This is a genomic window from Mesorhizobium sp. f-mel, from assembly GCF_053850215.1.
Genome location: NZ_JBSPTO010000031.1, coordinates 1 through 24,451 on the forward strand (window position 1 = coordinate 1; position 24,451 = coordinate 24,451).

The 24,451-nt window shown below is 61.3% G+C and carries 26 protein-coding genes; 16 read left to right on the forward strand and 10 right to left on the reverse strand.

Features of this window, described 5'->3' with window-relative positions; translation table 11 throughout:
• Window positions 1-61: 61 nt before the first annotated feature.
• Window positions 62-724, reverse strand: coding sequence for a haloacid dehalogenase type II (locus ACWUKX_RS26430; RefSeq protein ID WP_029354636.1), 663 nt, complete (start codon window positions 722-724; stop codon window positions 62-64).
• 154 nt (window positions 725-878) lie between these two features.
• Here ACWUKX_RS26430 and ACWUKX_RS26435 point away from each other — a divergent pair, with 154 nt between their 5' ends.
• The 4 genes from ACWUKX_RS26435 to ACWUKX_RS26450 all read left to right on the forward strand — a co-directional run bounded on the left by ACWUKX_RS26435 (window position 879) and on the right by ACWUKX_RS26450 (window position 4,066).
• Complete coding sequence (locus tag ACWUKX_RS26435) at window positions 879-1,757, forward strand: branched-chain amino acid aminotransferase (protein ID WP_127211997.1); 879 nt, start codon at window positions 879-881, stop codon at window positions 1,755-1,757.
• Window positions 1,758-1,862: 105 nt separating this feature from the next.
• On the forward strand, window positions 1,863-2,459 hold the full coding sequence (locus tag ACWUKX_RS26440; protein WP_029354634.1) for a superoxide dismutase: 597 nt from the start codon (window positions 1,863-1,865) through the stop codon (window positions 2,457-2,459).
• Window positions 2,460-2,662: 203 nt separating this feature from the next.
• Complete coding sequence (locus ACWUKX_RS26445) at window positions 2,663-3,106, forward strand: c-type cytochrome (RefSeq protein ID WP_456009702.1); 444 nt, start codon at window positions 2,663-2,665, stop codon at window positions 3,104-3,106.
• 9 nt (window positions 3,107-3,115) lie between these two features.
• Complete coding sequence (locus ACWUKX_RS26450; RefSeq protein ID WP_456009703.1) at window positions 3,116-4,066, forward strand: c-type cytochrome; 951 nt, start codon at window positions 3,116-3,118, stop codon at window positions 4,064-4,066.
• Window positions 4,067-4,094: 28 nt separating this feature from the next.
• Here the strand turns inward: ACWUKX_RS26450 and ACWUKX_RS26455 are convergent, their stop codons facing one another.
• Complete coding sequence (locus ACWUKX_RS26455; RefSeq protein ID WP_029354629.1) at window positions 4,095-4,478, reverse strand: SET domain-containing protein; 384 nt, start codon at window positions 4,476-4,478, stop codon at window positions 4,095-4,097.
• 161 nt (window positions 4,479-4,639) lie between these two features.
• Entirely contained in the window at window positions 4,640-6,790 is a 2,151-nt protein-coding gene (locus tag ACWUKX_RS26460; RefSeq protein ID WP_456009704.1) for a S9 family peptidase, read from the reverse strand.
• Between the two features lie 119 nt (window positions 6,791-6,909).
• Between ACWUKX_RS26460 and ACWUKX_RS26465 the strand changes: the two genes are divergently transcribed.
• Window positions 6,910-7,278 carry an SH3 domain-containing protein gene (locus tag ACWUKX_RS26465; protein ID WP_456009705.1) on the forward strand — a complete coding sequence of 123 codons (369 nt, stop codon included), beginning with the start codon at window positions 6,910-6,912 and terminating at the stop codon, window positions 7,276-7,278.
• Between the two features lie 428 nt (window positions 7,279-7,706).
• The gene (locus ACWUKX_RS26470) at window positions 7,707-8,132 is read left to right on the forward strand and encodes a MucR family transcriptional regulator (RefSeq protein ID WP_029354623.1); all 426 of its coding nucleotides are present in this window, start codon (window positions 7,707-7,709) and stop codon (window positions 8,130-8,132) included.
• Between the two features lie 146 nt (window positions 8,133-8,278).
• Here ACWUKX_RS26470 and ACWUKX_RS26475 read toward each other — a convergent pair whose 3' ends face one another.
• Window positions 8,279-8,707, reverse strand: a complete 429-nt coding sequence (locus ACWUKX_RS26475) for a SufE family protein (RefSeq protein ID WP_095519694.1) — start codon at window positions 8,705-8,707, stop codon at window positions 8,279-8,281.
• A gap of 112 nt (window positions 8,708-8,819) precedes the next feature.
• On the reverse strand, window positions 8,820-9,188 hold the full coding sequence (locus ACWUKX_RS26480; RefSeq protein WP_456009706.1) for a DUF5330 domain-containing protein: 369 nt from the start codon (window positions 9,186-9,188) through the stop codon (window positions 8,820-8,822).
• A gap of 535 nt (window positions 9,189-9,723) precedes the next feature.
• Between ACWUKX_RS26480 and ACWUKX_RS26485 the strand changes: the two genes are divergently transcribed.
• From ACWUKX_RS26485 to ACWUKX_RS26495, 3 genes are all read left to right on the forward strand, one after another.
• The gene (locus ACWUKX_RS26485) at window positions 9,724-11,460 is read left to right on the forward strand and encodes an ATP-binding protein (RefSeq protein WP_456009707.1); all 1,737 of its coding nucleotides are present in this window, start codon (window positions 9,724-9,726) and stop codon (window positions 11,458-11,460) included.
• Window positions 11,435-12,202: a peptidoglycan-binding domain-containing protein gene (locus ACWUKX_RS26490; RefSeq protein ID WP_455837353.1), complete on the forward strand. Its 768-nt coding sequence runs from the start codon at window positions 11,435-11,437 to the stop codon at window positions 12,200-12,202. Before ACWUKX_RS26485 ends, ACWUKX_RS26490 begins: the two co-directional genes overlap by 26 nt.
• An 89-nt stretch (window positions 12,203-12,291) precedes the next feature.
• Window positions 12,292-12,639: a DUF1491 family protein gene (locus ACWUKX_RS26495; protein WP_287367473.1), complete on the forward strand. Its 348-nt coding sequence runs from the start codon at window positions 12,292-12,294 to the stop codon at window positions 12,637-12,639.
• Between the two features lie 47 nt (window positions 12,640-12,686).
• Here the strand turns inward: ACWUKX_RS26495 and ACWUKX_RS26500 are convergent, their stop codons facing one another.
• From ACWUKX_RS26500 to ACWUKX_RS26520, 5 genes are all read right to left on the reverse strand, one after another.
• A complete protein-coding gene (locus ACWUKX_RS26500; protein WP_456009708.1) occupies window positions 12,687-13,706 on the reverse strand; it encodes a hypothetical protein in 1,020 nt (339 codons plus the stop codon).
• Window positions 13,707-14,311: 605 nt separating this feature from the next.
• The gene (locus ACWUKX_RS26505; protein ID WP_127210103.1) at window positions 14,312-14,860 is read right to left on the reverse strand and encodes a DUF1254 domain-containing protein; all 549 of its coding nucleotides are present in this window, start codon (window positions 14,858-14,860) and stop codon (window positions 14,312-14,314) included.
• Window positions 14,853-15,437, reverse strand: a complete 585-nt coding sequence (locus ACWUKX_RS26510) for a DUF1214 domain-containing protein (RefSeq protein ID WP_456009709.1) — start codon at window positions 15,435-15,437, stop codon at window positions 14,853-14,855. Before ACWUKX_RS26510 ends, ACWUKX_RS26505 begins: the two co-directional genes overlap by 8 nt.
• 113 nt (window positions 15,438-15,550) lie before the next feature.
• Window positions 15,551-17,710: a transglycosylase domain-containing protein gene (locus tag ACWUKX_RS26515; RefSeq protein ID WP_456009710.1), complete on the reverse strand. Its 2,160-nt coding sequence runs from the start codon at window positions 17,708-17,710 to the stop codon at window positions 15,551-15,553.
• Window positions 17,711-17,890: 180 nt separating this feature from the next.
• The gene (locus ACWUKX_RS26520) at window positions 17,891-18,529 is read right to left on the reverse strand and encodes a TetR/AcrR family transcriptional regulator (RefSeq protein WP_287112959.1); all 639 of its coding nucleotides are present in this window, start codon (window positions 18,527-18,529) and stop codon (window positions 17,891-17,893) included.
• A 180-nt stretch (window positions 18,530-18,709) separates the two neighbouring features.
• On the opposite strand from ACWUKX_RS26520, the gene ACWUKX_RS26525 reads away from it, so the two are divergent.
• From ACWUKX_RS26525 to ACWUKX_RS26555, 7 genes are all read left to right on the forward strand, one after another.
• Window positions 18,710-20,263 (forward strand): trimethylamine methyltransferase family protein, encoded by a 1,554-nt coding sequence (locus tag ACWUKX_RS26525; protein ID WP_287330614.1) that lies wholly within the window; start codon window positions 18,710-18,712, stop codon window positions 20,261-20,263.
• Window positions 20,264-20,520: 257 nt separating this feature from the next.
• Window positions 20,521-20,769 carry a hypothetical protein gene (locus ACWUKX_RS26530; RefSeq protein ID WP_029354601.1) on the forward strand — a complete coding sequence of 83 codons (249 nt, stop codon included), beginning with the start codon at window positions 20,521-20,523 and terminating at the stop codon, window positions 20,767-20,769.
• A 13-nt stretch (window positions 20,770-20,782) separates the two neighbouring features.
• Complete coding sequence (locus ACWUKX_RS26535; RefSeq protein WP_127313587.1) at window positions 20,783-21,049, forward strand: DUF1488 family protein; 267 nt, start codon at window positions 20,783-20,785, stop codon at window positions 21,047-21,049.
• A gap of 135 nt (window positions 21,050-21,184) precedes the next feature.
• Window positions 21,185-21,595 carry a DUF3168 domain-containing protein gene (locus ACWUKX_RS26540; protein WP_456009711.1) on the forward strand — a complete coding sequence of 137 codons (411 nt, stop codon included), beginning with the start codon at window positions 21,185-21,187 and terminating at the stop codon, window positions 21,593-21,595.
• A gap of 175 nt (window positions 21,596-21,770) precedes the next feature.
• Entirely contained in the window at window positions 21,771-22,070 is a 300-nt protein-coding gene (locus ACWUKX_RS26545; protein ID WP_456009712.1) for a hypothetical protein, read from the forward strand.
• A gap of 121 nt (window positions 22,071-22,191) precedes the next feature.
• The gene (locus tag ACWUKX_RS26550; RefSeq protein ID WP_456009713.1) at window positions 22,192-22,857 is read left to right on the forward strand and encodes a response regulator transcription factor; all 666 of its coding nucleotides are present in this window, start codon (window positions 22,192-22,194) and stop codon (window positions 22,855-22,857) included.
• Window positions 22,841-24,292: an ATP-binding protein gene (locus ACWUKX_RS26555; protein WP_456009714.1), complete on the forward strand. Its 1,452-nt coding sequence runs from the start codon at window positions 22,841-22,843 to the stop codon at window positions 24,290-24,292. Before ACWUKX_RS26550 ends, ACWUKX_RS26555 begins: the two co-directional genes overlap by 17 nt.
• The last annotated feature ends 159 nt before the right edge of the window (window positions 24,293-24,451 follow it).

The window sequence follows — 24,451 nt, forward strand, 5'->3', positions numbered from 1 at the left end:
ACTGGAATGCCGAAACTACATCGAAAACGCCGGATACAAGTCAACCTAAATGCGAAAGGCTCTAGCCTCCGGCCAGCAGGCCTTCGAGCGAGGGCAGGATCAGGGCCGGGGGAAAGTCCCGGTATTCCTCGGGCTGGTTGGAACGGTTGATCCAGACTGTCCGAAAGCCGAACTTGGTGGCGCCGGCGACGTCCCAGCGGTTGGATGACTGAAACGACACCGCACCCGGATAGAGGCGCCAGCCTGTCGTGACCATGTCGTAGACCGACGGATCGGCCTTGAACCGCTTGACGGCATCGACGGAATAGATGTCGTCCAGAACCTGGTCGAGCGCGGCCGATTTGACCGCCGCCTCCAGCATTTCAGGCGAGCCGTTGGAAAGGATCGCCAGCTTTGCGCCCGACGCCTTGAGCGCCTTGAGCACGGCCGGCACCTCCGGATAGCAGTCCAGCCGCCAATAGGCGTCGAGCAAGTTGGCCCTGAGTCCCTTGTCCGCGGAGGGAACCTTGCGCAGAGCGAAATCGAGCGCCTGCTCGGTGAGTTGCCAGAAATCGGTGTAGGCGCCCATCAGCGTCCTGACCCAGGAATATTCAAGCTGCTTGGCGCGCCAGATCTCCGACAGGAGCTGGCCGTCCGGCCCGATCTGGTCGGCATGACGGCGCACGGCGGCATGGACATCGAACAGCGTGCCGTAGGCGTCGAAAACGTAAGCCGCATGGTGCATGGTGATAGTTTTGCGGCGACGCAAGGCGAGGCGCAAGCACAGATCGCAATTCACATACCGCTGGCCTCAACAAATCTCAGCAAACCCCGTTGACGGCAGACGCCAAAGCATCTTCCAATGGCGAGACAGGACAAGTCTGTAACGGAAACAAGCGATGACACTGGCAACTGCGGCGCAATCCGCGACATGGACCTTCGTGGACGGCGACTGGTATGAAGGCAACGTCGCCATCCTGGGGCCGCGCAGCCATGCCATGTGGCTCGGCACCAGCGTGTTCGACGGCGCCCGCTGGTTCGAGGGCGTTGCCCCAGATCTCGACCGCCACGCCGCGAGGGTGAACGCATCGGCGATCGCGCTTGGTCTCAAACCATCCATGAGCGCCGAAAAGATGGTCGGGCTGACCTGGGACGGGCTAAAGAAATTCGACGGCAAGACGGCGGTGTATATAAGGCCGATGTACTGGGCCGAGCATGGCGGCTATATGGGCGTGCCGGCAGATCCGGCCTCGACCCGTTTCTGCCTTTGCCTCTACGAATCGCCAATGATCTCGCCGGCGGGCTTTTCGGTCACCGTCTCGCCGTTCCGGCGCCCGACCATCGAAACCATGCCGACCAACGCCAAGGCCGGCTGCCTCTATCCCAACAATGGTCGTGCCATCCTCGAAGCCAAGATGCGCGGCTTCGACAATGCCCTGGTGCTCGACATGCTGGGCAATGTCGCCGAGACCGGAACCTCGAACATTTTCCTGGTCAAGGACGGCCATGTCCTGACGCCGGCGCCGAACGGCACGTTCCTGTCCGGCATCACCCGCTCGCGGACGATGACGCTGCTTGGCGAGTATGGGTTCAAGACCACCGAGAAGACGCTGTCGGTGCGTGACTTCCTCGAAGCAGACGAGATATTCTCGACGGGAAACCATTCGAAAGTCGTGCCGGTCACCCGCATCGAGGATCGCAATCTCCAGCCTGGGCCTGTAGCCAAGAAGGCGCGCGAACTCTACTGGGATTGGGCCCATTCGACTTCGACCGGCTGACTGGCGAAAAAGCGAACCGGCGCTTCATTCCGGAGTTGCTCCATAACAATCCAGACCTATGTTAGTCCGGTATCGCACCGGATTTTTCCACGAGGAGTACGACCGATGGCTTTTGAACTGCCTGCCTTGCCCTATGACTACGAGGCCTTGCAGCCTTACATGTCGAAGGAAACGCTGGAGTATCACCACGACAAGCACCACAAGGCCTATGTCGACAACGGCAACAAGCTGGCTGCCGAAGCTGGGCTCGGCGATTTGTCGGTCGAAGAGGTTGTGAAACAGTCCTTCGGCAAGAACCCCGGGCTCTTCAACAATGCCGGCCAGCATTACAACCACATTCATTTCTGGAAGTGGATGAAGAAGGGCGGCGGCGGCAACAAATTGCCGGGCGCGCTGCAAAAGGCGTTCGACAGTGACCTCGGCGGCTACGACAAGTTCAAGGCCGACTTCATCGCCGCCGGAACCACCCAGTTCGGTTCAGGCTGGGCCTGGGTTTCGGTCAAGGACGGCAAGCTGGCGATCTCGAAGACGCCGAACGGCGAGAATCCGCTGGTCCATGGCGCGACGCCGATCCTGGGCGTCGATGTCTGGGAGCACTCCTATTATATCGACTATCGCAACGCCCGGCCGAAATATCTCGAAGCCTTCGTCGACAGTCTCATCAACTGGGACCATGTCCTCGAGCTCTACGAAAAGGCGTAGGCCTAACTGAGTTGCAGAAAAGCCCCGGTAAAACCGGGGCTTTTCTTTTGGCTCAAGATCGGCCGCCCTTTTCCAGCACAGAACGACTGTCGCAAAAAATTCACACAAGCGTGAGGCGAACTTCCGGAATTTTTAAGCCAATTTTGCCGTTATCGATCAGTGCCGACCTTCATCCGAAACGTCTTCACCATGGAGCCAATTGAATGAGAAAGCTTATCCTCGCCATCTCGACGCTCGCCTTCGCCGGTTCGGCGGCATTCGCCGATCCGATCCAGGAGCGCCAGGCCCTGATGAAGGAACGCGGAAAGATCGCCGGCCAATTGTCGAAAGTAGTCAAGGGTGAGACCCCCTACGACGCCGGGGCCGTGCTGGCGGCGTTGAAGGCGCTGCAGGCCAACGCCGAGAAATTCCATGCAAACGTCGAGACCCTTTTCCCGGCTGGCAGTGAAACCGGCGACACCACCGCTGCCCCCAAGATCTGGGAGGATATGGCCGGCTTCAAGGCGATTGAGGAAAAATATCTCGCCGACGTCAAGGCTGCGGCGGCCGCCGCCCCGGCCGATGTCGATGCCTTGAAGGCGGGGTTCAACACCATAGGCGGCGATTGTGGCACCTGCCACCAGACATACAGGATAAAGAAGGGCTGATCGCGGGCGATGCGCCTGCTGAAAAAACTCGTCGGCGCCGCCCTCGTTCTGGGCGCCGCCGGCGCTGTCGCCGGCTGGGTCCTGTCGGTGCCGGTCAGGCTCGACACTGAGACCCTGGCGCAGCTCGGCCCCGGCGATGCCGCCAGGGGCAAGCGCATTTTTTATGCCGGAGGCTGCACATCGTGCCATGCGAAGCCAGGTTCACAAGGCGATGCCCGCCTTCAACTTGCAGGCGGTCTCGAACTCAAGACGCCGTTCGGCACCTTCGTGCCACCGAACATTTCGCAGGATGCCAAGGACGGTATCGGCGCCTGGTCGGTCGAAGACCTCGCCAACGCCATGATGAAGGGAGTGTCGCCGAGCGGCGAGCATTTCTATCCGGCGTTTCCTTATGCATCCTACGCGCGCATGAAGCCGGCCGACATTGCCGATCTCCATGCCTTCATGAAAACGCTTCCGGCGGTCGCCGGCAAGGCACCGGCCAATTCGCTGGGATTCCCGTTCAACGTCCGTCGCGGTATCGGGCTGTGGAAACGTCTCTATTTGAGTGACCAGCCGGTGGTTTCCTTCCCCGAGGGCACGCCGGATCCGGTGATGGCCGGCCGCTACCTGGTCGAAGGGCCGGGCCATTGCGGCGAATGCCACACGCCGCGTGATTTTGCTGGCGGCACCAGGAAGAGCGAGTGGCTGGCCGGAGCCACTGCTGCCGAAGGCAGCGGCATCGTGCCGAACATTACTTCGGGTGAAGGCGGGCTTAGTGACTGGTTGGAGGCTGACATCGCCAACTTTCTCGAGACCGGCTTCACGCCGGATTTCGATACCGTCGGTGGCGCCATGGTCGACGTGCAGAGAAACATGGCCCAACTGACGCCCGAGGACCGGGCGGCGATATCAGCCTATCTGAAGGCCATACCGCCGCATCCCAATGGCTATCCGGCGCGCAAGCAGCCTTCGAGCTGACGCGAAAACCGAACGGGATGGCGGCGCGTCAGCGGTCGCCGAGGAAATCGAAGCCGGCTTCGAAGAAATGATTGTAGTTGCAGGTCATTTCCTCGCCGGGCGCGATGTCGCGCGACGCATACGTCTCCTCGGGCGAGGAGACGTCGCAATTCGGGTCATCGGCATGGTTCATGTAGCGTGCGTCGTCGGCTTCGAAGACGATGTAGTTCGGGTCGCGCCGGTCGGGATAGGAATAGCGATCGAGATAGGCTTTGATCGGCCCGGTTTCGCGCTCATAGGTCTCGACGGGAATGCGCCGGTCGTAATTGGGATCGAGCTTCCAAACCAGAGTGCCACGGGGAATGTGGTTCTTGGCAAAGACTCCGATGCCCTGGATACGCGATTTGTCGAGATAGACGTCGACGAGCAACATGGCAGACCTTTGACGTGACTGGATGATTTTGGTGGCGCGGCTGCGAAAAGCCGCGCATTGGGTAGCGCGCGGCCATCGCAATTGCGAGCGGAAAATCAGCCAGGCCGTGACCGGAAATTGGAATCGATTTTCCGCAGGGGATCGTGCGCAAGATCAAGCTCCTACAGCGCCCATTGCGCGTCCAAAGGGTGGGTGCCGCTGGTGGGGGCAAGGTCGGCCTTGCCCGCCACCTTCAGCGCAAACGCGTAGGTGAAGGCGATTTCCTCGAGCCTGGAAAACCGGCCGGATGCGCCGGCATGGCCGGAGTCCATGTTGATCTTGAACAGCACCGGATTGTCGCCGGTCTTGCGGTCGCGCAGCCGCGCCACCCACTTGGCCGGCTCCCAATAGGTGACACGCGGATCGGTGAGTCCGGCAAGCGCCAGAATCGGCGGATAGTTGAGCGCGGCGACATTGTCATAGGGGGAGTAGGCGGCGATCGTTCGGTAGTCCTCCTCCGAAGCGATCGGATTGCCCCATTCGGGCCATTCCGGGGGCGTCAGCGGCAAGGTCGCGTCGAGCATGGTGGTGAGCACGTCGACGAACGGAACCTCGGCGACAATGCCGCCGAAGCATTCCGGCGCCATGTTGGCGATCGCGCCCATCAGCAGGCCGCCGGCCGAGCCGCCCTGTGCGACGATGCGGTCATGTTGCGTATAGCGTTCGGCGACGAGGTGGTGGGCGACCGCGACAAAATCGGTGAACGTGTTCATCTTGTGCGTCCGCTTGCCGTCATCATACCAGCCATAGCCCTTGTCCTTGCCGCCGCGGACATGGGCAATCGCGTAGACGAAGCCGCGGTCGACCAGCGAAAACAAATTGGTGTTAAAGGCGGCCGGGACTGTGATGCCGTAGGAGCCGTAGCCGTAAAGCAGGCAAGGCGCTGATCCGTCGAGCGGCGTGTCGCGATGGTGGATGAGCGAGATCGGCACCAGTTCGCCGTCGGCGGCGGGCGCCATCAGCCGCCGTGTCACATAATGGTCCGGGTCGTGACCGGACGGAACTTCCTGCGTCTTCAGCAGCACGCGCTCGCGGGTCCGCATGTTGTAGTCGAAGATCTGCGCCGGCGTTGTCATGGACGAGTAGGAAAAGCGCATGATCTCGGTGTCGTATTCATAGGATCCCGACAGGCCGAGCGAGAAGGCTTCCTCGTCGAAGGAGATGAGGTGTTCCTCGCCGCTCTTGCGGTCATGCACGACGATGCGCGGCAGGCCTTCCTTGCGCTCAAGCCTGACCATATGGTCCTTGAAGCCGATCACCGAAAGGATCAGCCGGCCCGCTTCGTGCGGCACCAGTTCCTGCCAGTTGGCGCGCACCGGGTCGCTCGCCGGCGCCGTCATGATCTTGAAATCCTTGGCGCCGTCGGCGTTGGTGAGAATGAAGAAGATATCGCCGCCTTCTTCGAGGTCGTATTGCAGGCCGGTCTCGCGCGCCGAAACCAGCTTCGGTTCGGCGAACGGCTCGCTGGCGCTCATGATGCGATATTCCGAGGTCTCGTGGTCGTTGATGCCGACCATGATCCACTCGTTGGAGCGCGTGCCGCCGACATTCATGAAGAAGCCCGGATCGGTTTCTTCGTAGATCAGCCGGTCGTTCTCAGGACTGTCGCCAAGGGCATGGAACAGCACCTTGGAAGGACGGTGGTTGGGATCGAGGCGGGTGTAGAAAAATCCGTCATTGTCAGCATTCCATACGCCGCCGCCACCGGTAGCCGGGATCCTATCCGGCAACTCCTTGCCGTCGGCGAGATCGCGGACGCGAAGCGTGTAGAATTCGGAACCCTTGTCGTCGAAGGCCCAGAGAAGCTTGCGGTGGTCGGTCGAATGGTCGACACCGCCGAGGCGGAAATAGGCCTTGCCTTCGGCCTCGAGATCGCCGTCGAGCAGGATCTGCTGGTCACCGCCATCGCGCGGCGTGCGGAAATAACGCGGCTGCTCGCCGCCAAGCTTGAAAGATGAGCCATAGGCGTACGGCCCATCCTTCATCGGCACGGAAGAATCGTCTTCCTTGATGCGGCCCTTCATCTCCTTGAAAAGCTGCTTCCGCAACTGGGCGGTGTCTGCCATCAACGCCGCCTGATAGGCGTTTTCGGCTTCGAGATGGGCGCGGATTTGGGCGTCGAGCAGGGACGGATCCCTGAACATCTCTTGCCAATTGTCGGCTCTCAGCCACGCATAGTCGTCCGTCCGGGTTACTCCATGATGCAGATCGAAGACCGGCCGCTTCTCGGGTTGTGGCGGGCTGACAGTCGGAAATGCTGGGGTTCGGGTCATTGCGTCTCGCTGTGGAAGTTATTTGAATGGAGAATGAACACGCCGATCAGCGCAGGTTCAAGAGCCGGAATATATGTTTTGCGCTGGGCTCCAGAAGATGAGCCGGAGGAGAGAGAAAAATGAAATTCCGTTTTCGCGCTGCCGCGGCTTTCGTCGCGGCTTCGACAGTTTTGGCCTTTACCGGCCAATCTCATGCAACCGTGTTCGCAGCTTGGCAAGTGACCAACGTTCCGTTTGGCGACACGCTCAACGTGCGCAAGTACCCGACGGCGTCATCCCAGAAGCAGGCCGCCTATCCCAACGGTGCCGTTTTGCAGATGATCGGGAAATGCACCGGCGGCATAAACCTGCTCGACCTCGCCAAGCAGCCGGTTTGGAAGCAGGAACAAAAGATCCGCTATCGCTGGTGCGAAGTCTGGCATGATCCGGCACACAACGGCAATTTTTTCACCGGCTGGGTCTACGGAAAATACATTACCCCACATTGATGGATCGGCGCCGATCCGCGGCGCTGATTTCTGGTTTGTTTGCAAACAGCAAATCGCAACCTATGGTTTTGCAGATTCTGAAAACAACCAAATAGCCTGCGCCACAACCAAGCATAGCCAAGCATTGAGAACTTTTTACTGGCCATCGAGGATGTAACGGCAGTCCGACGGGGCGTCAGCCGTTGCTGGTCGGACCAGAAAATATCGCAAAATTACAGAGTGCACGAAAGGTTGAAGCTGATCGTGGAATATTTTATTAACATCGATGAATACAGCGCAAGAAGCGAATTGACTTACTTGGTTCACTGGCTCATTAGGATGTTGTGACGCGAATCGCAGAGGCTCTTTCCTGCAAAAATTTCGCGCGATGCCCGACTTGTCAAAAATAGGGCGCAGATAGAAACAACTCTCGTTGGGGTCATGAAGCCATGGATATTATCGAAACACCTTCCAGAAATAGTGATGCGCTGATCGAGTTGACGGCCGACGTCGTGGCCGCCTATGTCAGCAACAATCCGGTGCCGGTCGGCGAGCTGCCGAGCCTCATCGCCGATGTCCATGCCGCCCTCGGGCGCGTGGGCGGGACCAGTGAACAACCTCCTGCCGACAAGCAGAAGCCGGCAGTAAACCCGAAACGCTCCGTCCATGACGACTACATCGTCTGTCTTGAAGACGGCAAGAAGTTCAAGTCGCTGAAGCGCCATTTGATGACCCACTACGGTCTGACGCCCGACGAGTATCGTGAAAAATGGGGCCTGGACGCAAGCTATCCGATGGTTGCTCCCAACTATGCTGCCGCCCGCTCCCAGCTCGCCAAGAAGATGGGTCTCGGCCGCAAGCGCAAGGGACGCTGATATCGGCTCTTCCCAACGTGGGTTGAACGATCAACGGCGCCTCCGGGTGCCGTTTTGCTTTGGAGGCATTGCTGGAGCAATCGATACGCCTTGCCCGAGGTGCGGGGCTCACTGCCGTGCGGGGGCAATCGCGCGCTGTTGTCTAATCAGGCGGTCTGCCTCAACGCCGCCTCGGCGTCGCGCTTAATGCGCTTGACCATGGAACGAAGACCATTGGCGCGTTGCGGCGACAGGTGTTCGTCGAGGCCAAGTGCCTTCAGCGTGGCTTCCGCGTCGGTCTTCTGGATCTCGCTGGCCGGTCGTCTGGAAAACAGCGCCAGCATGATAGCGACGAGGCCGCGCACGATATGGGCGTCCGAATCACCGGCGAAGGTGACGACTGGATCGGGACCCGGTCCATATTCGGTTGTCAGCCAGACCTGGCTGACGCAGCCGGGCACCTTGTTGGCGGCGTTGCGTTCCTCATCGGGAAATGGCGGCAGGGCCTCGCCCAGTTCGATCACATAGCGGTAGCGGTCTTCCCACTCGTCAAGCAGGGAGAAGTCGTCGCGGATCGTTTGGATCGTCGTGCTCATCACCTCGGATATAGTCATCCGGCGACGCCGCGTCACGGAAAAAGAGGAAAAACACCATAGGCGTCGAGGTGCGGACGGCCTGCGGTGCAGTGACAGATGCGCTGAAAATATCTCAGTTTTTCGCCGGCAACTCGACTTTCGCGGGCAAGTGGACTTTCGCCGGTAAGACGATGTCTTCCGGCACGCTGCCGGTCGTTGTCGCCGTGTCGGGTTCGGCGGTCTTGTCGTCCAACATGGCGGCCGCGATCTTGGCTGTCTCCTTGGCCCGGGCGGTGATCGTGTGCATTGCGGACTTGCCGGTCTGGCAGACGTCGGGCTTGCGCTCGCATATGCCGGCAATATCGCCAACGGCTTCGCGTGCCGCAAACAACGCCTGGATCGGCCCGACGCTTTGGTGGCCTGTCTCGTCGGAGCCGACATTCAGCGGCAGCGCCAGAAGCACCAGCGAAAACCAGAAAGCCATTCTGATCAGAAAGCCCATCTGTATGCCCTCATCTTTGACCGGATCATGCATTCGGCGACATGACCTCTTTTATGGGGTACGATAGTGGCATAGACGCTCAAAGGACGGCTTGCCCGGTCAGCGAAAATTTTCCTCGAATTTTAGGCAAACTCGAAACGAAGTATTTTGCAATGGATTTGTGTCAAATCCAGCCGATTTTCTTCACTTAAGGCTAACTATCCATCTGCCTGTTTTCCTTAGTTATTTCTCGGAAGCGCGGGCGTGCCGGTGGCGACTGTCAGAGGCGAAAGGGCGGTCCGCCCGGATAACGCTCCATTTACTATGGCCGCAATTGCCAAGGTTTTGCCGCGCCGGCCTCCCAATATTTCCCTCAGGCTGGGCATTGATCGATCCCGCCTTATCCATTCCTTAAACGCTGGATGCGAGTTTCAGATCAATAAAAGCAACCTGCGAAGCAGGGCTGTTCACGACTAGGTGCGAGTGCGTTGAGTTGAGTTCGATAAGGGCCAGATACGTTGAGTTGCCCGGCGCGATGGCAGCCGGTTGCGAACGTATGGTTCATCCGTCGATCCTCGGAAAGAACGACCGCCGGTGCCAGGGGCGGTTTATCGGTGTCATGCTGGCCGCTCCGTTCTTTGCCGCAGGTGCAGCAGTCACGCTGGTTACCTCGGGCATGGGCGTGGCCGTGACCATGGCTGCGATCTTTGCGACATTCGGCCTCTGCTGGTTTGCTGCCTTGCTGGTGGCAGCATCGGGCAAGATGGCGTTCGCCGGCCAGGTCGCCCTGGTGATGGGCAGTCTTGCTCTTGCCGGTGTCATTGCCGCGGCGGGCGGGATGGCCTCGCCGGTAGCCATGCTTGTCGTGGCGCTGCCGTTCGAAGCCTGGTGGATCGGCGCGTCTCGTCGCGCTGCACTCTGGGGTGCCGCATCCGCATTTGTCGCTATCCTGCTGCAGGCTTTTGCCGGTTCTGTTTTCCCGTTCGGCCCGGCGGAAACCGCTGCTTGGCACTGGCTGCTGCCGCTGGCTTGGGCGCTCACCTTGGTTCCCCGCGTAGCAGCACCCGGCAGCCCGGCCGGCGCGCAGCTGGATCCGGCGACCGATGACCGGCTCGAGAACATCATCGACGCCGTTGTCCTGCGGGCCGGCAGGCATGGCGAGGTTCTGGATGCGTCGGCAAAGGCGCGCACGATCCTGAAGCTGCAGCCGGAACTGCTGTTCGGAACCGGCCTGTTCGACCGTATCCATCTGTCCGATCGCGTCGCGTACCTCAGCGCGCTGGCCGACATGCGCGACGGCGCGTCGGCGCGCCGGCTCGATCTTCGCGTCCGGCTGCCGCAAAACGGCCATGGCCCGACGGCGGACAACTACCGGCCGTTTTCCCTTGAGCTGATGCGGGCGGAGCATGAGGATGTCTTCACGCTCGTCCTGCGCGAAAACGACGAACTCGCCGGCTTGCGCGAAGAGCTTGCCGCCGCGAAAGAGGCGGCCGCGTCTGCCGAAGTGGCGAAGGGACGGTTTCTGGCGGTCGTCAGCCACGAGCTTCGCACGCCGTTGAACGCCATCATCGGTTTTTCCGACATGCTGCTGCATGAGATGTTCGGCACCTTCAAGGATCCGCGCCAGAAGGAATATGTCGGTCTGGTCAAGGAGTCCGGCCAACATTTGCTTGCCGTCGTCACCTCGATACTCGACGTGTCGAGGATCGAAGCCGGCGCCTACGCAACCGAGCCGGAACCGTTCCGTTTCGTGGAAGCCGTCGAAATGTGCCAGTCGATGATGCGGCTGCAGGCAGAGGCAAAGAACATCGATCTGCAAGCTCAGATCGCACCGGATGCAGGCGAGATAAACGCTGATCGTCGTGCCGTGCAGCAGATACTCATCAACCTAGTCTCCAATGCCATCAAGTTCACGCCCGATGGCGGCGATGTCGTCGTCGGCGCCAAGCGGATCGGCTCGCGACTGCATTTCTGGGTCAGGGACACCGGTATCGGCATCGCCGAGGAAGACTTTGCCAATCTCGGCAAGCCGTTCATGCAGATCCAGAACGACTATACGCGCCGCTTCGAGGGAACCGGGCTCGGCCTGTCGCTGGTAAAGGGCCTTGTGGCGCTGCACGAGGGCACGATGTCGATCGAAAGCATGCCGGGCGAGGGCACCACGGTCACGATCAGCTTGCCGGTGAATGGACCGAAGGGACGTTCGACCGACAAGCCCGGCGTGCTGCCGATGCCTGCAGCCAAGGCGGAGACGAAGGGGGACAGGCATGGCTCGCTCCGCAAAACAGCCTAAGGCGGTCAAGCGCCGTGGCAATGCCTTCCAAGGTAGCGCGGTCGCCGTCGGCAGCCTGATCTCGCGCAATCCGGTTCTGGTCGGCGGTTCGACCGCCTTCCTGGTGACGCTGTTCTACGTCTCGGCGAATGCCCTGTGGTATCAGCCTTTTCCTCATGCCGGCGCGTTTTTCGCGACCAGGAGCATCGAGGGCTTTCCTCGAGCCGGCGCCGAGGAACCCGAAACCACCATCAACATCGTGCGGCCGGGCTCGGCTCCGATCAAGAGCGATCCGGTCGTCGAGCAGATCCAGGGCATATTGAAGGATCTGGACTTTTATTCCGGCACCGTCGACGGCATTTCCGGCCCCAACACGCGTAAGGCCATACAAGCCTATCAGCAGAAAGTCGGGCTCAACGCTTCCGGCGAGATCGACAGCGTTCTGCTCGATCAACTGGGCGCCACGCCAACCGCCTCGACGGTCGTGCCGCATCCGGCACCTCGTCCGGACGACATGGCCGCAATTCCCGTCTCCGCTTCGGCGCCGGCAGATGCGCCGGCGCAGGCACCCGATGCCCGCATCATCAAAATCCAGGCCGGGCTGAAGGCATTCGGCAATGACGACATGCAGCTCGATGGCGTGGTCGGGGCCCGCACCAAGGCAGCGATCAAGGAGTTCCAGTCGCTGTTCGGGCTGCCGGAGACCGGCGAGCCCGACGAGGTCGTCTACGTCAAGATGCGCGAGATCGGCCTGACCAACTGAGGCTTTGGCCTACTAATAGTCGAAGCGATCGCTCGCGGATTGGCGATAACCTCGCTAAAAAGCATCCGGATCTCGTCCGGAGTTTTGTAATGCGCGTAACCACCGATCTGTGGGTGTCGGCCCTATTGCGCCGGGTTTTCGGCGCCGGCGGATTCGCCGCCGTGGTCAAGCGCGGCGCAACTGAGGCCGGCGCCGTCTTCGTGCTGGCGCGTGGCCGCCTGGGCGAGGTTGCTTTGTTTGGACCGGCGCCGCAGACGAGCTACGATTCAGCGAAACCCGACGACCGTTTCTTCAGTCTGCTCGGCGCCGGCGACGATGCCGCCGTCTTTGACGCGCGACTGGAAAGGGAGAAGAAATTCGATCCCGACATCTGGGTGATCGAGATCGAGGCCGGCGCTGCTCCCGTCGAGGAGTTTATTTCCGTCAAGTCGCTCTAACGATTGTGGATGAAAACAAAGGCTTAAAGCGTTCGCCTGAATCTCTTTCAGACGTGACGCGCCTTAGGCCTGGCGGCAGCATTATCGCTGTCCGCTTTACGGATGTCGGCGTTTGCCGAGATGGGTCCGGCATTGCGAATGGCCTTCGACAGTATCTCCGCCTTCCAGCCGCGTAGCCTGTCCAGCGCCGCGTCGCGATGCAGCAGTCGGTAGCGGTCGAGAAAGATGCGGATGGCCTGCGGATGCGGAAACTCTGTGGGATAGACGGCGGCGGTGATCAGGAACGCCCTCTCTTCGCCGAAATCAAGCGCGCGCAGGGCGGCCAGCAGCGACGTGTAGTTCTGGTTTGCGGTGAGCGCCCGCGCCGTTGAAAAATCGATTTCGAGCGCGTCGGCCAGTGCTGTCTGGAAGAATGCGGCGTTTCCGGTCAGCGCCGTCTCGCGCAGTTTGACATAGGTTTCAGCGCCGGCGAACGGATTGACGGTCGCGCCGCCGCTCTCAGTATCGGCACGCATCAACGACCGCAGCCGGCGCCGTGCATTCTCGGCGGCGGCGCCGGGCACCTGCTGGCTGTCGGGGCTGGGCGCGACGATCTCGGCGCTTTTAGGCGCCGTCTTGGCGATTGCCTCCGGCTGCCGCACGCTCACCAGCGTCGGCTTTTCAAGCGCCCTGATCAGCTGGGCGATGGTCGGGTTCAGATCCTTGCGGCGCGCGATGGCACGCGCATGCGGCAGGCCGTGCCGTCCGATCAGCGCGATCAGGTCGATATCGCTGAGCGCGCACGAGCGGATGAGCAATGGCGCGGCAACGTCGACCGGCTCCTCGCAAAGCCGCCGGACCAGCGCAGCGGGCGCATATTCGCATTCGGAAAGGGCGGCGGCGACGTAGCGGCGCGATTCGACCGACACATTGGCGAAAAGCGGAAGCGTCAAATCCTCAAGTTGCGCGATCTCCCGGCGCGAAGGGCGGGTGAGCGAACAGAACGCCGACACCGCGGCGCGGAACAGCCTTTCGGCCTTTCCCGATTCAGCCCGTATAGCGATTTGCCTGAAATCCGAAGCTGACACGAAGGATACGCCCGATACTCGACACAATCTGGACCATGCTCGACCGGGACTGTGTCGGTTTCGCATTTGCCTCGGGTCAAGAATTCCTGACCTCAGAACAAACATCAAATTAGCGGCGATCCGTTAGCGTTCCGTTAACCTACTGCCGTCCTTAATCAGATTGGAGGCGTTGCGTTGTGCTCCGGGGCAACCGAGAGGAATGCACGAACCATGGGCATGGTACTGACTTTCGTGCCGCGAACGGCGGCAACCAATCGAGCAGAACGAAACACCGGAACGCCGGCAGCGGTGATCATTTTCCCCGGCGTCCGCTACGAGCCACGGACGGGCGAAACGCGGCCAGGCGTCGGTCTGGACAAGCCGGGCTCGTCAAGGACGATGCCGGGATCGTCGGGGACGATGCCTGTTCCGCATCATTAGAGCGCCGCGCGCCCTGCTGGGCGCGCGCAAAGGAAGACCTTGAATGAGCGCCGCGGCCCGGTCCGACGCGCAAAGGATCTCTAACACTTTGAAAGCGCGCCGCGCGCCCTGTTCGGCGCGTACAGGAGGCTCTAACTTTGAATCGCTGCAGGCTGGAAACCGGCCGCCGCATACTTCGGTTGACGTCAGTAGCCCTGCAGTTCGCAGGAACTCCGCTCGAGAAACCGCGACACGATCGGCTTCCAGCTGTCATCGGGCACGAACGAGCGGATCACGAACATGCCTTCGTCGATGGGCGCCTCGACGAAGATTGCTCCTTGCAATTCCTCCGGGAGATCCTTGCGGATCTCGATCATCTGGGCCGGCGTCAGTACGATACTGTCCAGCACCCTTCCGGTCGCACTATGGTCGTTGAAGGAATAGATGTTATGTCCGCTGCGGTCATAGACCGATACGGACCAGAACGGGACGTTTCCCGGTGCCTTCACCCGAACCATCCCTTCGGACAGATCGAACCGGCAAGCCGCAGCATAAAACAGCGGATCGACGGATCTCACCACCGGCGTCCCGCCGGCCTCCGCATCCAGCCTGGTCATCTTATAGAGGTCCGATGCCATGGCCAGCCGCGACCACGCATCACGTTCGGAAAATTCCGGAACAAGCAGCAGCACGACGATGTGCACGATGCCGGCGCCAAGCAGGCCGAGCAGGATCGCGTGTAGCAGCCTACGCATTGCAGCCGACCTTCAGGACCTGCGGCAACGTGATATCCGAAAGACCCGTGCTGCTGGCGACCGGCGTGTCGTAGAATGTCAACACGAAATACATCCGGCCGAAGCCGTCGGAAAGCAGCCAGTTGCCTGGTGCGGGGCGGTTGCTGACGGAAATCGCCACCGAATTGTCGGGCTGGCGCAGCACCTGGTAGGATTGAAGTGCCGCAAGCCTTGGTTTTCCGGTCTCGATCACGCCGAGCGATTCATCGGCGGCATAGAGGGTCCAGAACCGGGCTGTGGGAAATCCGCCTTCGATCTCATAGGCGCATTGGCGTTTCAATTGTTCGCCGCCGGAATCGCGTTCGGCGATAAAGGACAGGCCTTCTGTCTGCCCGAGTGCAAGGACACCCTCGCGCGCCACGCGTGCTTTCGAATAAGGATCCGCCGCCCGCGTGCCGATATCGGGGAACGCCGTCCATGGGCCGATCCTGATCGCGCCGATGCCATCCTGCGTCTTGAGAGCGTACCAGACGCTGCCGCCGCCGCCGCCGATGGCTATGGCAAGCGCGAGGAGCGTCAGGAATGCGTTCTTGAGCATGAAGAGCCGCGGGAAAAAGGAGTGCGCTCGGGGATATCGCGGGGGAGGGGGCCATGGCAAGCGGACCTCTGTGGAATTGCCGGCGCGAGGGTGGCCTGGCCCGTGTGCCGGAATCAAAGCGCCGACAGGGTCTCCGGCGTCGCAGGCGCCTGGAGGACGGGCGCCGACTGGAACAATCTTGTGATGTCCCTGAGCGCCCGCGTGGTTTGGCTGGACAGCACTGGCGGGCGCTCGGCGGCGGCGTCGGCCGCTGCCTGCTCGGCATTCTTCTTTTCCGCTTCCTCGGCCTTGGCGGCGATCTCCTCGTCGACGAAGGGATGATCGAGACCGGGGATCGGCTTGAGGTCGATATTCTGGTGCGCATAGACCATCAGCCGCTGCCAAACCATCGCCGGCAGCGAGCCGCCGGTCATGTTGTTGGTCGTGGTGAAGTCGTCATTGCCGAGCCACACGGCAGCCGTGTAGTTGCCGGTGAAGCCGACATACCAGGCGTCGCGGTAAGACTGCGTGGTGCCGGTCTTGCCGGCCGAAACGATATTGGGAAGGGCAGCGCGCCGCGCCGTACCCATCACCGGCACCGCCGCCAGCATGGTGTTCATATATTTCAGCGCCTGTTCCGAGAGCACACGGTGCGGCGGCGGCGCATCCTTGGCGAAATCGTAAACCACCTCGCCGGTACGAGTAACCAGCTGGGTGACGCCATGCCGAGAGCCGACAAAGCCGTTTTGGGCGAACACGCTATAGCCTGTCGCCTGGTCCATCACGGTCATGCCCGATGTGCCGAGCACCATCGTCTTGTGCGATTCGAGCGGCGATTCGACGCCCATGGCTTCCGCCATCGCCTTGATCGGCTTGATACCGAGATGATTCTTGGCCAGCCGCACCGGCACGGTGTTGATCGATTTGGCCATCGCCGTGATCAGCGTGACATTGCCGGCCGATCCGCCATTGTAATTGTGAGGCGACCAGCCGCCCCAGGAGATCGGCCCGCCGGAAACGACGGAGTCCGGCGTGAAGCCGTGCTCCATCGCCGTCGCATAGACATAAGGTTTGAACGATGAGCCGCTCTGGCGCAGCGCCTTGGTTGCGCGGTTGAACTGGCTGGCACCGTAGTCGCGGCCGCCGACGATCGCCCTGACTGCGCCGTTGGTTTCGATGACGACCATGGCGCCTTCGGTGACGTTGTATTCCTTGCCGAACTGGCGGAGATGGAACTCCATCGATTCTTCCGCCCCCTTCTGGATGTTGGCATCGAAAGTGGTGTGAGCGACCAGCGAATGCTGGCCGGACTTCGCCGCGATCTTCTTGACCTCTTCGAATGCCCAGTCGAGGTAGTAATCCGGGCTCTTCTGCTCGCCGCGGTCGACGATTTCGGCCGGATGCAGCCGCGCCTGCAGCACCTGACCCTCGCTCATGAAGCCTGCCTCGACGAGATTGGACAGCACCACATTGGCCCGCGCCCTGGCAGCAGGCAGGTTGATATGCGGCGCATATTTGGTCGGTGCCTTGAACAGGCCGGCCAGCATAGCTGCTTCGGCGAGGTTCAGATCCTTGACGCTTTTGCCGAAATAGAAATCGGCGGCCGCTTCGATGCCAAAGGTGCCGCCGCCCATATAGACGCGGTCGAGATAGAGCTGCAGGATCTCCTTCTTCGACAGATTGGCCTCAAGCCACAGCGACAGGAAGGCTTCCTTGACCTTGCGCTCCAACGTCCGTTCATTGGTCAGGAATAGGTTCTTGGCCAGCTGCTGGGTGATGCTCGAGCCGCCCTGCACCACGGAATTCGCCCGCACATTCGCGAAGATCGCGCGCGAAAGGCCGAGCGCATCAATGCCGTGGTGATCGAAGAAACGCCGATCCTCGGTGGCCAGCACCGCCTTGATGACCTGGTCGGGCATCTCGTCGACTGGCACCGAATCACGCTGGATGATACCGCGCTGGCCGATCTCGTTGCCATAGCGGTCGAGGAAGGTGACGGCGAAATCGCCCTGGGCACGCCAGTCGCCAGCGGTTTCCTGGAAGGCCGGCAAGGCAAGCGCCAGCATGACGACGATGCCGCCGGCGCCGAGCGTGAAACCTTCGCTCAACAGTTCGATGATGCCGCGGCGCCAGCCGGAGACGCGGAAGCGCCGGAAAAAAATGGTGGCCGCTTCCCAGAACCGGCGTGCCTTGAAGCCGATCTCATAGAGCGAGGAATCGAACCACGCATCTGCCGCCAACAGTCGTGCGGCAATCGGACCTCTTCTCTTGCGTGGTTTCAAGGGACTGGTCATTCCAGGATCCTGCTGCGGCTACGCCTCCCACTGAGAAAACTGCTTGCGGGCAATTTCAGGGCGGCGCGCCAGCCAAGACTATTCGTCCATTTTGGCCCGGCTCACAAGAGCGAGTGAGGCTTTCGCGGTACAGTTCGTGGATACGAAGATTAGAGCTTGCCACTCGCACCGCTTTCAATATTACCGCGCGGCGATAAAGCGCATGAAATGCGCCACATGGGCGTCGCTTGGCTCCTGGCCGGTGAAGCTGCGCAGATAGGCAGCGAGATGACTGACTCTCGCCTCGACCGGTTCCTTGAGGTCGAGCACATAGTAACCGATCTGCATGTAGTAGAGCACGCGGGCGCGGATGAAGGCATCCTCATCATCGTAGCCATGCCGGCGATACATGTCGCGGATCGCGCCGAGGCGGTCATTGTCGGCCTGGTCGATGGCCCGGCGGACGTCGTCGGAGCGACGCGCCCATTCCCGGATGGCGAAGTCGAGCCTGGGATCGAACAGGCGCTCGTCCGCCCAGCATTCGAACACGTTCATGACGCCCATGATGATGCTTTCGGCCGGCCGCTGCGCGCGTTCGACGAGCGCCCTGGTGTTGGTGTCCCGCCAATGGGCAAGCAACTGGTCGAGCAGATCCTGACGGCTCTCGAAGTACCAGTAGAAGCTTGAGCGCGAAACACCGAGCTTCTGGCCGAGCGGCAGCACGCGCACGCTTTCGATGCCGTCTGAAATCAATGTCCGGAGCGCAAGATTGATCCAGTCCCAGCGCGTCACCTTGATGTTGCCGGGCGCCGGCTCGTCCTGCGGAGCAATCATGATCATGGCCGCACAATAGGCATGAGGCGAGCCGCATACAACCGTACTAGACACATATGTACAGTACAAGTATCCTGCCCGCTCCAACGAACTGGGCCGAGCGGCCAGCGCGCTCATCGCGGCTTCTCCCTACGATCCCCAAGGCACGGCAATACGGCAAGCATACGGCAATGAGGAGTATCCGCCATGATCGATGACGCCGCACGTGATCTCAGGCGCGAACGCAGGCGCGGACGAACCGGCGAGGCCGGCAGCGAGACCAGCCGCCGGCCGGACTATCGTTCGCTGAAGAACCCGTTCCTGCCGCAGCCGATCTTTTCGGTCGACCAGGTCGCCGCGATCCACGACACGGCGCTGCGCGTACTCGAGGAACTCGGCGTCAAGGTGCTGCTGCCGGAGGCGCGCACCATTCTTGCTCGTGCCGGTGCGCTGGTCGACGAGGACAACCAGATGGTGCGCATCGGCCGCGACATCGTCGCGGCGGCACTGGCTTCGGCGCCGAAATCGATCCGTGTCCACGCCGGCGACCGTGCCCGCGACCTGACGCTCGAGCTCGGCTCGATGACGTTTCTGGCGGGATCCGGGGCGCCGAACGTCACCGATCTAGAGCACGGCCGGCGGCCGGGAACGCTTGCCGCTTTCGAGGATTTCATCCGCCTGGTGCAGCATTTCGACGTGCTGCACATGCTGGGACCCTGCATCGAGCCGCAGGACATCGACAACCGCTTCCGCCACTATGCAGTCAACCGCGCGCAGCTGACGCTGTCGGACAAGTTGCCGTTCGTCTTCGCGCGCGGCACGCCGCAGGTGGAGGACGGCTTCGAGATGCTACGGCTGGCGCGCGGCCTGTCGGAGGACGAATTCCGTTCGGGCGCTCATTGCTACACCGTCATCAACACCAATTCGCCTCGCCAGCTCGACATTCCGATGGCGCAAGGCATCATCGACTTTGCCAGGGCAGGGCAGGTGTTGATCATCACGCCCTTCTGCCTGGCCGGCGCGATGGCGCCGATCACTGTGGCCGGCGCGCTGACGCTGCAGCACGCCGAAGCGCTGGCCGGGCTGACGCTGGCCCAGATCGTGCGGCCGGGTACGCCGGTCGTCTATGGTTCCTTCTCCTCCAATGTCGACATGAAGTCGGGGGCGCCGGCGTTCGGCACGCCGGAGCACGTCAAGGCGACGCTCGGCGCCGGTCAGCTTGCTCGCTTCACCGGTCTTCCTTGGCGGTCCGGCGGCGGCAGCGCCGCCAACATATCGGACGCGCAGGCGGCCCACGAAACGCAGTTCGCGCTGTGGGGCTCGGTGCTTGCGGGTGCAACGGTCTGCATCCATGCCGCTGGCTGGCTCGAAGGCGGCTTGAGCGTCTCTTTTGAGAAGCTGATCACCGACGTCGAGGCGCTGCAGACGGTCGCCGAACTCTGCGCGGCGACGCCCGGCGACGAGGACGCGATCGGCTTTGAGGCTATCGCTGAAGTGCAGCCGGGTGGGCATTTCTTCTCGGCCGGGCACACAATGGCGCGCTACCGCACCGCATTCTACGAGCCGCTGGTCGCCGACTGGTCGAATTTCGGCAACTGGACGCAGGCCGGGTCAAGAACCGCCACGGAGCGCGCGACCGGCATCTGGAAACGGCTGCTTGCCGATTTTCGGCCGCCGGCTTCCGCCGCTGCTACATCAGGTGTTCTCGACGAATTCATCGCGCGGCGCACGGAAGAGGGTGGCGCAGCACCGGTGTCGTGATCTAATTCAGTAACTACGTCAAAGGGGACGCGGTTGCTGCCAGCGCACGTGAGGTGCCAACCGCTCACCTCTTTAGAGCCGATGGCTCAAAAATGTTCATGGGCTGGTTGAAACTGTCGAATAGTATTATTCCGCAGTTTATTTTTACGAATCTGGGCGATCAAAGATAGCTCGGAAATTGAATTTTCTGCTCAGAGCTCCTATTTTAGGAGGAAATTGCAATTTCATCACCTCGGTCAAAAAGGGATATTTTATCGATGGCGGAATTCAATCAAAGTATCACGGAAAAGGCTGAAGCGCGCTTCATGGAGAAGCAAAAGAAAACTGCGGAGCGAAACCAGGCTACGGCCGAATATGTCTCCGAGGCCAAGGCCAGGACCATTAAGACTCAAAAGTTGCGGGCGCTGCGGCTGGCCAAGGAAGAGGCCGACCGCGCGGCGGAAGCCCTCAATCCCGTCGCTCCCAAGAAAAAGCGGGCGGCAGTCAAGAAGGCAGGAGCCGCTTAACTGCAGTGAAGTCATGAGCCTGACATTTCCAAACCTAAGCCGAAGCTACGACGAGGCGAGCCGACGGATCCGCTTCGTCGGCTATGACGGCATGTCCCAGATTTCTTTCTTTGTCGATGCAGCCGCCATCTCGACGGCACCGCCGGGGACGGCGACAGCCGAAGCCACATATCTCGCCGCTTTCGATTCGGCCGTCGGTCCCATACATGACGTCGCAAGGAATGCTTATGCCCGTACGGGCAAGAGCATGTATGTGCTGACCGCAGCCGATTTTCGATAATTCCGACGGTCCGCGCGATCGGGGCCTTGGAAATCCCGTGATCTGGCGCCAGAACTTCAATGCGGCTACGTTGCAAGCAGGAATCGCTGACGGCACAAAGGCCTGTTCAGCCGTGACGGGCGAGGGGAGAACACAATGACCGCGCCGGCTGCCGCGTTCCAGAAGGCCTTGTTCGAAGCACTGAACGGTGACGGTTTTCTGTCAGCGGCCTTGGGCGGCGCAAAACTATTCGACCATTCCCCGGAAAATGTCCCGTTTCCCTATGTCACCTACGGCCGGACCAGCGTCTACGACTGGACAACAGGCATGGAGAACGATGCCGAGCAGCTTTTCACGCTGCATTTCTGGTCGAAGTCCGAGGCCAGGAAAGAAATGCTCGATGCGATGGACCTAGTCAGCACACGCCTCCAGGATGCGGCGCTCGCGCTCGACGAACATCACCGCGCCAATCTCAGGCTCGAATTCACCGAGAACCGTTACGACGAGGATCTTTCAGCCTGTCACGGGCTGCTGCGCTTTCGCGCCGTGACTGAAGAAAACGCCTGACGCGCTTTCAATATGGCTGCAACACAGTCTAGACTGGCACTTGGATGAGTTTGCCGGGTTGGGGCGGCGAATCATAGGGTCGGTTGTCTCGCGTTTCAGGGGGGTGAGATAGGCATGTGTTGCAGGCGTTCACTGTTCATTTCACGTTCAGCACCGATGCGTTAGGACGCTGATCATGAAAACGCTTCGCTCCCATTTCCGAACCGCGACACTGGCGCTCTGCGCTGCCGGTCTGTTTGCGTCGCAGGCGACGGCGCTGCCGGTCGTCGTGCCCGAGCAGAACGGGCCGATCGTCCTGGCTGCCTCCGACTGCTACGCGATCGGTCAGCAGGTTGCCGAGCAGAATGGCGGCACGCTGGCCAAGGCGTCGCAGTCGACGCGCGGTGGCCAGCCGGTCTGCGTCATCGTCGTGCTGGTCCCGGGCAAGGACGGGCAGCGTCCGCGCCGGACCGAGATCGTCGTTCCGCTGAACTGATCCCTGCCGTTTCCCAGGCGCTGGAATCGGCCTATATCTGACGCCCAGTTTCTCGACAGGGCAGCTTCTCAAACAGGGCAGCTCTTCAACAGGCCAGTTCTTCAACAGGTATGATCCCCGCATGCGCGTACTCGTTGTCGAAGATGACAAGGATCTCAACCGGCAGATATCGGACGCCCTGGTCGATGCCGGCTATGTCGTCGACCGGGCTTTCGACGGTGAGGAAGGACATTTCCTCGGCGACACCGAACCCTATGATGCCGTCGTGCTCGACATTGGCTTGCCGCAGATGGACGGCATCAGCGTGGTCGAGCGCTGGCGGCGCGGCGGCCGCAAGATGCCGATCCTGATTCTGACGGCGCGCGATCGCTGGAGCGACAAGGTATCCGGCATCGACGCCGGCGCCGACGATTATGTCACCAAGCCGTTCCACATCGAAGAGGTGCTGGCCAGGGTCCGAGCGCTGATCCGGCGCGCGGCCGGCCATGCGTCGTCCGAGTTGACCTGCGGGCCGTTGCGGCTCGACACCAAGGCCTCCAAGGCCGATGTCGACGGCGTGCCGCTGAAGCTGACGTCGCACGAATTTCGCCTGCTTGCCTATTTGATGCACCATGTGGGCGAGGTCGTGTCCCGGACCGAACTGGTCGAGCATCTTTACGATCAGGATTTTGACCGCGATTCCAATACAATCGAGGTCTTTGTCGGGCGGCTTCGCAAGAAGATGGGCATCGACATGATAGAAACCGTTCGCGGCATGGGCTATCGAATGCGTGAGCCGGAGGCGTAAGGCGGAACCGCTCAAACAGACTGCAAGAACGCCGCTTTCACTGCGGTTCTGGCCGCGTTCGCTGGCGTTCCGGGTGATTGCCTTTTCCACGGTCTGGGCGATACTCACCCTGATTGTCATCTTCACGCTGATCACGACCCTCTATCGCCAGGCGAGCGAGCGCGGTTTCGACAGCCTGCTGTCGGCGCATCTGTTCAATCTGATCGGCTCGGTCGGCGTGTCCGAAGGCGGTTCACTGACCGGCGCTCCCGACCTTGGCGACCTCCGGTTCTCGGAGCCGAATTCCGGCTGGTACTGGTCGGTGGAGCCTGCGTCGGAAGGCGTACGCGGTGAGCTGCACTCCTCCTCGATGACCGAGGCGATCCTGTCGCCAAGCGTCGCCGAGGTTCCTTTCAATGCCAGCTTCCAGCGCAGCTATGCGACAGAAGGCATCGATGGCGAGGAACTGGAAGTGTTCGAGAGCGAATTCGTTCTCGACGCGAAAAATCGCGCAGCGCGCTTCCGTGTCATGGGCAACAAGACCGAGCTCGAGCAGGAAATAGGCGCCTTCCAGCGTCGCCTGCTGACCTATCTTTCCCTGTTCGGCGTCGGCATGATCGCCATCAACGCCATCGCGATCCTGATGGGCCTGCAGCCATTGCGCCGGGTCAGGAACGCTCTCGCTATGGTGCGCGAAGGAACCGCGCAAAGGCTCGACGGTCGCTTCCCGGCCGAGATCGAGCCGCTCGCCAACGAGACCAACGCGCTGATCGAAAACAACAAGCGTATTGTCGAGCGCTCACGGACGCAGGTCGGCAACCTCGCCCATTCGCTGAAGACGCCGCTGGCGGTGCTGATCAATGAGGGGCGGGCGCTCGGCGGCGCCAAGGGCCAGCTCATAGCCGAGCAGGCCGCGTCGATGCAGAAGCAGGTTGACCATTATCTGCAGCGCGCCCGCGTTGCGGCACAGCGCGACAGCGTCGTCTACCGCACGCCGGTGGCGCCGCTGGTCCAGCGCATGGTACGCGTGCTGCAAAAACTCAACCCGCAGACCGCTCTCTCGCTGTCGCTGCCCGCAGTCGATATCGTCTTTGCCGGCGAACGCGAGGATTTGGAAGAATTGCTTGGCAATCTGCTCGACAACGCCATGAAATGGGCAAAGAGCGCGGTCGCCGTGTCGGTGGCGCCGATCTCCGGCAAGAAGAGTGGCGTCGGCAACGAGGGTGCTGTCGATCTGTTCGAGATCAGCATCGAAGATGACGGCCCGGGCATTCCCGAAGACAAGGCGCGCGAGGCGCTGAAGCGCGGACGGCGGCTCGACGAGACAAAGCCGGGGACCGGGCTTGGACTTGCCATTGTCGCCGACCTGGTCAACGAGTATGGAGGCGTTCTGGCTCTGGAACGGTCGAGCATGGGCGGGTTAAAGGCGGTGGTTCGATTGCGGAGCCTTCACTAGACTTATGCTTTTGCTGGGCTAGTCGACATTGATCGACCGTGCGTGATATTGCGGCATGTCGACTGGTCCCGGAGCCGTCGGCCGCGGCCAAATTTCCGACAAACATCGACACTATGGCCACGCCGACTTCCCCCGATGGCGCGGCCCAGCTCTAACTCA